The sequence below is a fragment of the Neisseria sp. CCUG12390 genome (genome assembly GCF_047837985.1).
Lineage (GTDB): Bacteria > Pseudomonadota > Gammaproteobacteria > Burkholderiales > Neisseriaceae > Neisseria.
The window spans coordinates 1,248,435-1,261,063 of the sequence record NZ_CP181244.1 but is presented as its reverse complement, the minus strand read 5'-3'; the positions used below and the strand labels follow the sequence as shown (position 1 = coordinate 1,261,063).

Sequence of the window (12,629 nt, the reverse complement as noted above, 5' to 3'; positions counted from 1 at the left end):
GCTTTATATCTTCGGCAATTAATCCTTAAGATTAAACAGTCGCCAAGTAAGCATCCAGCTCTTCACTGCCGCCGATGTATTTGCCGCCGATGAAGACTTGAGGGGCAGTCATCTTGCCGGTAATCGCACGCACGGAAGTAACAGTAGCGTCTTTGCCCAATACGATTTCTTCGTAAGACAAGCCTTTTTCTTCCAAAGCTTTTTTGGCTTTCGCACAGAATTGGCAGCCTGGTTTAGTGAAGATGGCGATGGATTCTTGTGATTTCCAGTTTGGTGCGATGTAATTCAACATGGTATCGGCATCAGATACTTTGAACGGATCACCCGGCTCTTCCGGCTCGATGAACATTTTTTCAACTACGCCGTCATTCACCAGCATAGAGTAGCGCCATGAGCGTTTGCCGAAACCCAGGTCGTTTTTGTCGACCAGCATACCCATACCTTCGGTAAATTCGCAGTTACCGTCAGGAATCATCACGATATTGTCAGATTCTTCTTCAGCAGCCCAAGCATTCATCACGAAAGTGTCGTTTACAGAGACACAGCAAACTGCGTCAACGCCGTTTTCTTTGAATGCTTTTGCCAATTCGTTGTAACGGGGCAGGTGTGAAGAAGAGCAAGTCGGGGTAAATGCGCCCGGCAGTGAGAATACCACTACCTTTTTACCGGCAAACAATTCATCGGTAGAAACATCTTTCCAAGTGTCGCCAACGCGGGTGTGGAATACGACGCTAGGTACTTTTTGACCGGTACGATCTTGTAAAGCCATTTTTAGCTCCTTTTAGATTGGGTTTAAAGGTGTTGAAAATTAATACGTGCATTCTAATGCACCAATTAACATTTGTATAATTTATAGTTCAAATACTATTGATTATTTTAAACTATAATTACACAGAGATTCAAATTTCCTGCTTTGCAGGTATAGGCCGTCTGAAAGATTTCAAGCCTTATCAAAATAAAAACTTTCCTTATCCGCTTCAAGCTGTTCGCGCACATAGTTTTCAGCAATATCTTTTAAGTCATAGCGGTCGCTATGCGGAAATTCAGACGGCCTGTATAAAGGTGCGAAATCCAAGCGGATGCGGATTTTTTTCATCGAAATAATACGCCACAACGATGACACCAAGTTTACATCGGCATAAGAAGGCTCAATACTGCGGCGTCCCAAGCTGTCGTAATAGCGCAGCGCCACCGCCTGAATCGGTGCGTCGGCATCAATAGCCGATTGGAACAATGCCGCTTTGAAAGGCAATATTCCCTGACCTGAAGATGTGCGCGCCTCCGGAAAGAAACTCACATTTTGTCCCGCTTTCAATGCCGCACCGACGGCTTGGTTGATCGGTTCGATATCGCGACGGGAATTGCGGTTGATGAACACCGTTCCGGCATTTCTGCCCATTTTGCCCAATACCGGCCATTTGCTGATTTCCTGTTTGGCAATAAAACTGCTGGGATATACTGCGCTCATGGCAAAAATATCCAGCCAAGATACGTGGTTGGCGACAACTAACGTACCGTTAACTGCCTGCTGCCCCGGGGGAATACCGATATCAAGCTCGATATCCAGCGCATCCAACGCGCCTTGGCCGAGATCGAGCACGGCCCGGTTGCGCTGCTGAGGGTTATCACCGTCAATGGTATTCAGATTTTTACCGGTTTGATAGAGCCACCCGGCCAAACGCACCAACCGGCGGATACGGGTAGTAAATGAAGCTTTTGGTGAAGGCATGTTTTTAATATTCCATTTCTTTTTCTTTCAGACGGCCTTATTTCTGACAATGTTCACAATAAAACGTGCCGCGCTGACCCAAGGTCTGTTTTTGAATCAATTGGCCGCATTGCAGACAAGGCTCGTTATACCTGCCGTAAACAGCATATTCCTGCTGAAAATAGCCGCTTTTGCCATCGCTGTTGACGAAATCGCGCAAGGTACTTCCGCCCGTATCAATTGCCCGCTGCAGAACCGTTTTGATGGTTTCGGCTAATAAGGTGCATTCTTTTCGGGTAATCTGATTGGACGGACGGTGAGGCAGAATCCCTGCTTTAAACAGGCTTTCATTGGCATAGATATTGCCCACACCCACCACGACTGCATTATCCATCAAAGCCAATTTGACGGCACGTTTGAGACCTTTCAGCTTCGTGTGGAGATACTCGGCATTAAATCCGTCCGATAACGGTTCGGGGCCAAGCCCTTCCAATAAGGGATGATGTTCGGCTGTGCCTTCATACCATAAAAAAGCGCCAAACTTTCGCGGATCACGGTAACGCAGCAGCGTGCCGTCGGAAAACCGGATGTCAATATGGTCGTGCTTGTCGTATGTATCGGCACGTTCGTCTTCTGCGGTAAAAATCCGCAAACTGCCCGACATCCCTAAATGAACCAGCAAAATACCGGCCTCAAACCGGATAATCAGATACTTGGCTCTTCTCTTACAGGCTAAAACCGTCTGTCCGTTCAGAATTTGAGGCAGTTCGGGATGAACCGGCCAACGCAATTTAGGCTGTCGAATTTCAACCGCTGATACGGTTTTACATGAAATATGTGGGCTTATACCGCGTAATGTGGTCTCTACTTCGGGCAATTCGGGCATAATCGTTAAATTCAGGTCATTTAAAATGAAAACGAAACAATAAAGCCAAGTCCTTTTATTTCAAAGTATCAGGCCGTCTGAAAAAAGGTAAAACTCTGCAAAGTACCTTATTTGCTTTCTACACGTGCTATGGTGAGAGCCACCGGCGATTCTTGCAATTCGGTTTCAAATTCCGGCAGAGGGATAACACCGGCAACACGTTTGACCAATACCAAGCCATACACCGCTGCGCATTGCGGCCACCAGCGGTCACCTGCTTTTTCCAATAACCGTCCGAATTTTAAAGCAGAAACATTTTCCAACGGCGGCACGTAAACCATAAACTGACCGTATTCTATTTCAAAACCCCATTCGCGAATCTGCCGTTTGAATTGCGGCAAGGTAAAGCAATGCGTCCTCTCAGGCAGAAGCTTCCCGTCAAACCACTTGCTGCCCCCCCATAAAGAATGGAGATTAAATCCCGTCACAATCAGTTTGCCGCCATGTTTCAAGACTCTGGCGGATTCCGCCAAAACCAGCAAAGGCGCATTGTTGAACTCATGGCTGTGCGGAAGCAGCAGCATATCCAACGACTGGTTTTCCCAAGCCATTTCATCCGCATTCATCCGCATATCTTCAGGAATATAAATAAGGTTTTCAGACGGCCTCAGCCAAGCTGCACCTATTTGCGCCGCTGCATCCTTTGAGGAAACATTCACATGCTTTTGGAAAAACTGCCGCTCTTTTTGCGCAACATATTGTCCGAGTAAGGTTTGTTCAAACCACGTATCCATCAGCACTCCTAACTTTCAGACGGCTTGGCAATAGACTTCAAGACTATCTGCCACGGCACTCTCCCGGCAACCACAACACCATGACTTTTTGATGAAAATTTGGTATTAAGGCGACAATATGAGTAAATAATAAGCCTGTCGGCTTGACGTTCGCAACATCAAACAGTAGTATCCGACTGACTAAATTTATTCTATCTTACTATTATTTCTGACTATGGCAAAACTGAAAACAATTGCACTGACCATTTCCGGCATCTCTGCCGTTTCCGGATCTACTTACGCTAATGCTGCCGGCAACACAACCCCCAATCAAGTCGGCATGGCCATGATGCGCTTGAATTCCGCCCTGCTTGACCAAGCCAAATCACAAACGTTCGGCTCGGGCAGCTTATGGGCTTCGTTGCGTAAAGATTTCCGTATGAATGAAGTCAATTCCGAATTAGTCCGCCGTCACGAAGGGAAGTTTTCAGCCGGCCGCGCCTATTTCGACCGCACCATCAACCGCAGCAAGCCTTATATGTACCATATTGCCACCGAAGTCAAAAAGCGCAATATGCCTGCAGAAATTGCCTTGCTTCCGTTCATTGAAAGCGCATATGTTACCAAGGCAAAATCACACGTTGGTGCATCAGGCTTATGGCAGTTTATGCCAGCAACCGGCCGCCATTACGGTTTGGAGAAAACCGCTTTATATGACGGACGCCATGATGTTTATGCCGCTACCAATGCTGCTTTGAATTACCTGGAATACCTGCACGGTCTGTTTGGCGATTGGTCTTTGGCTTTGGCCGCCTATAACTGGGGAGAAGGCAATGTCGGCCGCGCCATCAACCGTGCGCGGGCACAGGGCTTGGAGCCGACTTACGAAAACCTGCGCATGCCGAACGAAACGCGTAATTATGTGCCCAAATTATTGGCAGTACGCAATATCGTTTCAAATCCTCAAGCTTATGGCATGAATGTAAGCGAAATCAGCAACCAGCCTTATTTCAAAGTGGTCGATATCGACAAGCCGATTGACCGCAGTGCCATCACGCGTCTGGCCAATATTGACGAAAGTGAGTTTTTGGTCCTGAATCCGGCGTTCAATGCCCCGATATTTATTCCTAAATCCAGTAGAAAATTATTGCTGCCGGCAAATGCCGCCGCAACATTTGAAAAAAACTATCGTAATGCCAAGCCTGAGACTTTGCTGTCTTGGGATGTCTATACCTCTTACAGCAACACTACGCTCAATGCCATTGCATCGGAAACCGGCATGAGCGTAGCAGAAATCAAGCGGTTAAATGGGGTTAATAGCAATTCGCTGTCTGCCGGCCGCAGTATTCTAGTTGCTAAAAACAGCTCAAACAGCAATAGTGATGCGCCAATTAATTTTATCGATACCGATAATACTCCGGATACGTACCGTTCGAATATGCCCGAAATGGCACCGATCCAATTGGCCAGTAATGCAAAAATCACCGAAATTGTCACCACTCCCAGTGTGACGGAACCTTCTGCAAAATCCACGACGCCGATTGATTTTGTAAGCCGCAGTCAGGCCGCAAACATTACAGCCACAGCGGTCGATAATGCAGCCGATCAAACCGTTGCCGCCATAGCCGAACCGCAACCATCGTCTGCCGAAGTTATGGCTTTAGCAACTGACTTTGTTGCCATACCTGCTAACCAGACATCTACGGTTGAAGCCAAACCGCAGCAAACTGCACCAATCAGCTTGGCATCAAACTTGGTATCCGACTCATCGGAGGCAGATAAAGCCGTCGAAACAGTGGCTCAGTCCGAGCAAGAACCTGTAGCAGACATTGCATTAAATGAACCTTTGCCATTACCAACCCAAAGCGAACAAACTGAAAAACCTGCTTCCGAGAATGATTCTTTGATGGCGTTGGTACAAGATTCGGCTACGCGGATCCAAGCAGCTGAAACAGTGAGTGAAACAGTAGCAAGCCTGAATAATCAGGAAACTGCAGCCAAAGCCCGTACAGCAAGATTGGCTGAGAACCGTGCCAAACAGCACCAACGCATTGCTGCGCGTTTAGCACGAGCCAATACTTCTGCTTCTGCACAAAATGGTTCAGGAATGCATCGGGTTGCCGAAGGCGATACCTTGTTCAATATTTCCCAACGCTATAATCTGAGTGTAGCCGATTTGATTACCGCCAATAACATCAAAGGCACCAATATCCGCAAAGGCCAATTATTGCGTGTAGCGGCAGCGAAACCCAAAGCCAAATCAGACCGGATACAAAATGTGGCCTATACTGTCCGCAAGGGCGATACACTGAATACCATCGCCAACCGCTTTGATGTCGATATCAACGATATCCGCCGCTGGAATAAAAATACCCGTACCGTTACACCGGGCCAGCGCCTAAAATTGCAAGGCAGTTGATGCAGAGTCAAATTCAAACGTTTTAATATAAAAAGAACCGCAAATAGCGGTTCTTTTTTCATCGTCAAACAATTTTCAGACGGCCCGGAGTGTAAGTAAATCACACTGCTCACACTTTTTATTTCCTGCCTAAAGCATATTGACGATACGGAAACAAAATAATGTCAAGATTTCGTCTTACTATGGCCTTTACGTTTTGATGAAGCATTTCCAGCGGCTTTAACTTTCACTTTAACACCTTTAGTTTTACTACTTTTTTCAGATTTCGGTTTATCAGAATTTTTACGCGAATCTGATTTGCGGCGTGAAGACTTCTGCTTTGCAGCAACCATCTCCTCATCGATCTCCTTAGCTGATAACTTTCTACTGTTCGCTTTAACTTTATCGGTTACTGAAGATCGATTTCCCTTCGCTTTCATTGTTAGCTTACTTGATTTACGACGACTCTTTTTAGCAGCTGCAACCGTATCGGTGTCAACCAACACCAAGTCAATCTTGCTGGTATCCAAATCTGCACGAGCCACTTTAACCGTCAATTTATCTCCCATGCTGAAACGTATACCGCTGCGTTCGCCTTCAATAGCCATAATCTCCGGACGAAAATTGAAGTAATCTTCACCTAAATCGCTGATATGCACCAAGCCGTCAATATGGATATCATTCAAGGTAACAAAAATACCGAAACTGGTCATCCCTGAAATTTTACCTTTGAATATCTCGCCTACTTTATCATGCATATAATAGGTTTTTAACCAATCTTCCACATCACGGCTGGCATCATCGGCACGGCGTTCGCAAAACGAAGTATGTACACCCAGCGCCTGCCAATTCTTCGACGGTGTGTATTTTTCCCCTTGTAACACAGCCTTAATTGCACGGTGTACGGTTAAATCCGGATAGCGGCGGATTGGTGACGTGAAATGTGCATAGGCTTCATAGGCCAAACCGAAATGACCGTCGCTATGCGGTTCATAAACGGCCTGCTGCATCGAACGCAGCATCATCACTTGCAATAATTCTTCATCCGGACGGCCTTTGAATTGCTGTGCCAATGCAGCATAATCTTTCGGGGTCGGTTTATCTCCACCCCCCAAGCTTAACCCCAGCAATCCCAACTGTTCGCGCAATGTCGCCAGTTTTTCCGATGTCGGACCCAGATGATTTCTAAATAAAGCGGTATGTTTGTTTTTCAACAGAAAATCTGCAGCACACACATTCGCTGCCAACATACATTCCTCAATCAGTTTGTGTGCATCATTACGGTGTACCGGTACAATTTTCTCGATTTTACCGTTATCGTCAAAAATCATCTGCGTTTCTACGCTGTCAAACTCCACCGCACCGCGCTCGTAACGCTTTTTCTGCAAAATCTGGAAGAGTTTATAGAGTGTGTTAATTTGCGGCATAATCGGATTATCTGTGCCGTCTGAAAGCCATTTCCATACTTGGTTGTACGTCAGCCGGGCATGCGAACGCATTACCGCAGGATAGAATTTATAGTCTTTCACATTACCCGCATAAGTAATGGTCATATCGCAAACCATGCACAAGCGCTCGACATCGGGATTCAGCGAACAGATCCCATTCGAAAGATTTTCCGGCAACATAGGAATGACTCGGCGAGGAAAATACACACTGGTACTACGCTCAACTGCATCATTATCAAGCGCATCACCCGGACGCACATAATGACTGACATCTGCAATTGCCACGACCAAACGGTAATTGCGGCCGATTTTTTCGGCATAAACGGCATCATCAAAGTCACGTGCGGTTTCGCCGTCAATCGTTACCAGTGGCAACTGCCGCAAATCTACACGGCCTTTCAAATCGCTTTTACGTACATGATTGGGAATTTTGGCGGCAGCTCTTTGGCAAGCCTCACTAAATTGATGCGGCAAATGGTGTTTGCGCACGGCAATCTCAATTTCCATACCGCTATCGGCGTATTCACCCAACACTTCGACTATTTTCGCTACTGCCGGACGGTGTAATTCAGGATAGCTCTCGATTTCAGCAACAATCACTTGTCCCGATTCCGGCTTGAAGCTCGAAACACTTTCCGGTTCCAAGACAATGCTCTGCGTCAGTCTCTTATCTGCCGCTTCCAAAATAGAAATACCGCGATCAATATAAAAACGGCCGACCACCTGGGTTTGGGCACGCTCGACAACATCCAAAACTATGCCTTCCCGACGGCCGCGGCGATCTATTCCTGCCGGGCGTACCGTGACAATGTCTCCATGCATCACACCACGCATCTGGCGTTCATACAATACGAAATCACTCTCTCCTGTTTTTTCCAAGGGCACAGCAAAACCGAAACCGTCCCTATGCGCCTCTACACGGCACTTTACCAAATCCAGTTTATCTGCTGCGCATAATGCCCCTCGACGATTGATTAATACTTGGCCATCACGCGCCATCGCTTTCAGACGGCGTTCAAAAAATTCATATTCGTCATCAGCAATAGACAATTCTCGTGCCAAAACTTCGATTTTGGTCGGCACACCTTTTTGCTCCAATAATTCAATAATCCATTCACGGCTGGGTAAAGGATTATCGTAACGCTTCTTTTCCCGCTCCAAGTATGGATCTTTTTCTCTTAGATTTTTTAATGATTTAATTTTTTTATTCATTTTTACAGTTGACATTCTTCGTTGTAAATATATAATAGCCACTTCGTTTCAAGCAGCACCTTTGGTACTGTAACGTAAAACCGTAAATAAAGCAAAGCCCAGGTGGCGGAATTGGTAGACGCGCTAGCTTCAGGTGCTAGTGTCCTCACGGGCGTGGAAGTTCGAGTCTTCTCCTGGGCACCAAAAGATTGATTGGTGTGCTTTGCTTTAAAATTGAATGCCCAGGTGGCGGAATTGGTAGACGCGCTAGCTTCAGGTGCTAGTATCCTCACGGGTGTGGAAGTTCGAGTCTTCTCCTGGGCACCAGATATCCGGTTTAAAATTGGATTTTTGATTATTTGTAATTAAAAGATTTTTTGATTCCATCAAATAATTTCCCTATTCTAAGATTATAGAGGGGTGGATGAGTGGTTTAAGTCGCACGCCTGGAAAGTGTGTATACGTTAATAGCGTATCGAGGGTTCGAATCCCTTCCCCTCTGCCAAAATTTCAGATAACCCTATGATTTTTCATAGGGTTATTTCTATCCCCACCCTTTCTCTTTGACTATCTTCAAATCTTTGTGATGGGACTGAATTCGACTCAAAATCTCCCCATTTCAAGTCATCTAGGGCATTTTTATCCTAAATTTATAGTCGTTTCAAATAGAAATAAGACAAGGCGACAGCGACCGCTGTGTACACCCGGTACACTAGAAAGCCGGCAACGCCGTATTATTTTTTATTTGAACCCACTCTAATATCGGACTTATTTCATATTGTGACTGAACTATACAGCATCTTAGAGACAAACATTAAGCTTTCAGCAGAAATTTTGATGGTTGAAATCCCTGTTTCATTCAAGTAATCCACAGCATCATTCTCCCCGGCAACAAAATACAGCACACCGTTCCCTTACAGATACGGTAAATGCGTTGAATTTGGTATGACCGGGTCAGCGAAAACCACATTAAGATTTCTTATATACCAAAGGCCGTCTGAAAATCATCATAGCTTTTCAGACGGCCTTTCAATCAAAGTAAAATCAATCCAAATGACTGCTGCTCGGTGCCAGTACCGTGCGGTTACCGTTAGACTCTGCAGAAGACACTATTCCGTCTGCTTCCATTTGTTCTACCAGGCGTGCTGCTCGATTGTAACCGATACGTAATTGACGCTGTACGCCGGAAATACTGGCTTTACGTGTCTTCACCACATAGGCAACGGCTTCATCGTACATCGGATCCTGGTCACTGTCGTTACGGTTGCCCATACCCGGTAAATCATCGACACCACCGCTCAGAATTTCTTCGATGTAATCCGGTTCGCCGAACTGTTTCAAATATTCCACTACGCGATGTACTTCGTCGTCAGATGCAAAAGCACCGTGAATACGCTGCGGATAACTGGTACCGGGCGGCAAAAACAGCATATCGCCTTGCCCCAACAGATTTTCCGCGCCCATTTGGTCAAGGATGGTGCGGCTGTCGATTTTACTGGAGACTTGGAACGCAATCCGGGTAGGGATATTGGCTTTAATCAGACCGGTAATCACGTCCACGCTCGGGCGTTGGGTGGCCAAAATCAGATGGATACCGGCGGCACGGGCTTTTTGTGCCAGGCGGGCAATTGATTCTTCGATTTTTTTGCTGTTCGGCCCCATCATCAGGTCGGCAAATTCATCCACCACTACCACAATAAAAGGCAGTTTTTCCAAATACTCCGGATTATCCGACGTAAGCGTAAACGGGTTAATGATTTTCTCACCACGCGCCTCGGCTTCGATGATTTTCTGGTTAAAACCATCCAAATTACGCACACCGATCTGACTCATCAACCGGTAGCGTTTTTCCATTTCATTGACGCACCAATCCAGCACATTCGGTGCAAATTTCATGTCGGTCACAACCGGTGCAAGCAAGTGCGGAATGCCTTCATAAATGCTCAATTCCAGCATTTTCGGATCGATCATAATCATGCGCACATCTTCAGGTGCCGCCTTGAAAAGCATGGAAAGAATCATCGCATTCACACCTACCGACTTACCCGAACCTGTCGTACCGGCCACCAGCAGATGCGGCGCTTTAGCCAAATCGGTGACCACCGGTTCTCCGGTAATGTCCTGCCCCAAGGCCAGAGTCAGTTTGGATTCGGATTCGGTAAATACCGGCGAATTAAAAATTTCGCTCAAGCGGATCATTTGGCGGCGGGGGTTCGGCAGTTCCAAGCCCATGCAGGTTTTGCCCGGAATGGTTTCGACCACACGGATAGAGGCCACGCCTAAAGAACGTGCCAAATCTTTTTCCAAGTTCAGTACCGCATTGCCGCGCACGCCGACATCCGGTTCGATTTCGTAGCGCGTGATAACAGGCCCCGAATAGGAATCGACCACCTTGACTTTGACTTTAAATTCGGCCAGCTTGTCTTCAATGATGATGCCGTTTTCAATCAAGGCCTCTTCGGTTTGTGTGGCAGTCGGGTCAAATTGCGGCGGCAACAGCAAATCCACCCCCGGCAATTGTGTTTCAGACGGCATGGCCGGTTGATGGACTGAATCTGCCGTTCTGCCAAACTGGTGGTGTTCTACGCCTGAGCCAGATCCGACCGTCGTATCATCCGTTACGGCAGCCCTTGCCCGAGATATATTATCCGTATGAACCGGTGCCATAAATTCATTTGCATCCTGCGCATCACAATGCGGCCTTTCAGACGGCATCTTCCCGCTATCGGCTCCGTGCACATGTTCAAACACAGATGCCGTTACCTCGTCCAAGGCCGTCTGAACGGAGGGCTTCGGTTCGGAAATGATGTCTTCTGTTTCACTAATCAAATAATCCTGCAAAGAGCGCACAGGATGGTCGGTAACATGCGCACTAACCGATGCTTCAGGACGAATCAAGGAAGGTGGCTCTTTAAAAGCCGGCGGTTCAGGAATATTGACCGGCACCGGATCGACTTTCGGCACGGCCGGCGGCTCGACGACAGTAGCATTGGGGGCAGGAGGACGGGCAATGAATGCTTCATTGTTTTGGGGGCGCGGCATTTTCGGCGCAGGCTTGACCGGTTGCACCACTGCGCTGCTTTTCTCAATGACCACGGAATCGGGAATCACGCTTTCCCGCGTACTCGTATCAATACGGCGGATAGGTTGGGGACGGCGATTTGACGGTATTTTCCGGTGCGAAAGATTGGCCAGTATTTCGTCATCCCGAATAATGGCCGGCTGGTAATCGCGAACCGGCGCCACGGCAGCAGCCAAGCGGCTTCGGGCGGCGGTTTGGCGTGCCAGATTAGAACGGATTTTCTCAACATCGATTTCGTCCCAGCGGCTCGGAATGTCTTTTACCGGAATGACCGTTTCGCGTTCGGCCGTGCGCAGGGCATTTTGCGCAGATTCGATACGCGGCTGTTGTGCCGGATTGATGTGGATTTCTTCGACCTTTGCCAATACTCGCTCACGCGTGCGACGTAAAGCAGGATCATTGAAATCAATTACTTCTAAGTCTTTTCTTGGCTGGAGGGAAGGTTGGGGTGCGCCCTCGAAAACAGATTTTCCGGCAGGAGATATTTCTTTCTTGGCGTTTTCCTTTTCCGCCATGTCCTGCAATACCGCCTCGCTTAACGAACGCGTCGCTTCTTCCAAAGTGATTTCCTCGAAAACCGCTCCCTGAACCTTACGCGGTACATATTCCGGAATTTCCGTTTCCTCGAAAGGCACGATTACGGGATCAGGCACGTTGGACAAGCGTTTGGATGCCTGCGTCGGGCGGATGAATTCTTGCGGTTCGGCAAGCGGCTGGACAGGCTGGTTGACTTTTTGGTAAGTGTGCTGGTGAAAGTCACGCTGAAACGCAGCCTCTTCGGCTGCATCCTGCAACTCGGCTTCACGATAAGACTGCTCGGAAAAAGACGGCAAATCATCCGTACTTCCATGCTCTTCGGCATGGTTAAGGGGCTTCTCCGGGGTTTGGCGTTGCGAAGCCAAAAGGCGCAAACGGGCAACTGTTTTGCCGTAAGCCGCTTTGGCATGCCGGCCGAACGGATTGATAACGGCTGCTGCTTCACGGAAATCCTGCGCGTACGGTGCACATTCCGCCGGCTCGGTACTTTCCGGATTTTCCAGACGGCCGATTTCCTGCTGCCATTGCCGGTCTTGCTGGTAATACAGCCACAACAAACCGCCTATGGCGCACAACAAAAGTAAAATCAACACCGTCCACAACATATGAAACCTTAATATCCGATTC

General features: G+C 47.5%; 7 protein-coding genes and 3 tRNA genes. 4 read left to right on the top strand and 6 right to left on the bottom strand.

All coding sequences use genetic code 11. The features are described 5' to 3' along the window. Window positions 1-31: 31 nt before the first annotated feature. From ACM67E_RS05935 to ACM67E_RS05920, 4 genes are all read right to left on the bottom strand, one after another. Window positions 32-769 (bottom strand): glutathione peroxidase, encoded by a 738-nt coding sequence (locus ACM67E_RS05935; protein ID WP_416192685.1) that lies wholly within the window; start codon window positions 767-769, stop codon window positions 32-34. Between the two features lie 171 nt (window positions 770-940). After that, on the bottom strand, window positions 941-1,729 hold the full coding sequence (locus tag ACM67E_RS05930; protein ID WP_416192684.1) for a 1-acylglycerol-3-phosphate O-acyltransferase: 789 nt from the start codon (window positions 1,727-1,729) through the stop codon (window positions 941-943). A gap of 37 nt (window positions 1,730-1,766) precedes the next feature. Continuing rightward, window positions 1,767-2,594 carry a bifunctional DNA-formamidopyrimidine glycosylase/DNA-(apurinic or apyrimidinic site) lyase gene (mutM, locus tag ACM67E_RS05925; RefSeq protein WP_416192683.1) on the bottom strand — a complete coding sequence of 276 codons (828 nt, stop codon included), beginning with the start codon at window positions 2,592-2,594 and terminating at the stop codon, window positions 1,767-1,769. 107 nt (window positions 2,595-2,701) lie between these two features. Next, window positions 2,702-3,367, bottom strand: coding sequence for a class I SAM-dependent methyltransferase (locus ACM67E_RS05920; protein WP_416192682.1), 666 nt, complete (start codon window positions 3,365-3,367; stop codon window positions 2,702-2,704). 214 nt (window positions 3,368-3,581) lie between these two features. Between ACM67E_RS05920 and ACM67E_RS05915 the strand changes: the two genes are divergently transcribed. Then, window positions 3,582-5,765: a LysM peptidoglycan-binding domain-containing protein gene (locus ACM67E_RS05915; RefSeq protein ID WP_416192681.1), complete on the top strand. Its 2,184-nt coding sequence runs from the start codon at window positions 3,582-3,584 to the stop codon at window positions 5,763-5,765. A 164-nt stretch (window positions 5,766-5,929) separates the two neighbouring features. On the opposite strand, the gene rnr is transcribed toward ACM67E_RS05915, so the two are convergent. After that, window positions 5,930-8,419 (bottom strand): ribonuclease R, encoded by a 2,490-nt coding sequence (gene rnr / locus ACM67E_RS05910; RefSeq protein WP_416192680.1) that lies wholly within the window; start codon window positions 8,417-8,419, stop codon window positions 5,930-5,932. An 81-nt stretch (window positions 8,420-8,500) separates the two neighbouring features. Between rnr and ACM67E_RS05905 the strand changes: the two genes are divergently transcribed. The 3 genes from ACM67E_RS05905 to ACM67E_RS05895 all read left to right on the top strand — a co-directional run bounded on the left by ACM67E_RS05905 (window position 8,501) and on the right by ACM67E_RS05895 (window position 8,888). Continuing rightward, a tRNA-Leu gene (locus ACM67E_RS05905) sits at window positions 8,501-8,587 on the top strand. Between the two features lie 36 nt (window positions 8,588-8,623). Beyond that, window positions 8,624-8,710 (top strand) — tRNA-Leu (locus ACM67E_RS05900). A gap of 87 nt (window positions 8,711-8,797) precedes the next feature. After that, a tRNA-Ser gene (locus tag ACM67E_RS05895) sits at window positions 8,798-8,888 on the top strand. Window positions 8,889-9,427: 539 nt separating this feature from the next. Here ACM67E_RS05895 and ACM67E_RS05890 read toward each other — a convergent pair. Then, window positions 9,428-12,607 carry a DNA translocase FtsK gene (locus tag ACM67E_RS05890; RefSeq protein ID WP_416192679.1) on the bottom strand — a complete coding sequence of 1,060 codons (3,180 nt, stop codon included), beginning with the start codon at window positions 12,605-12,607 and terminating at the stop codon, window positions 9,428-9,430. Between the last annotated feature and the right edge of the window lie 22 nt (window positions 12,608-12,629).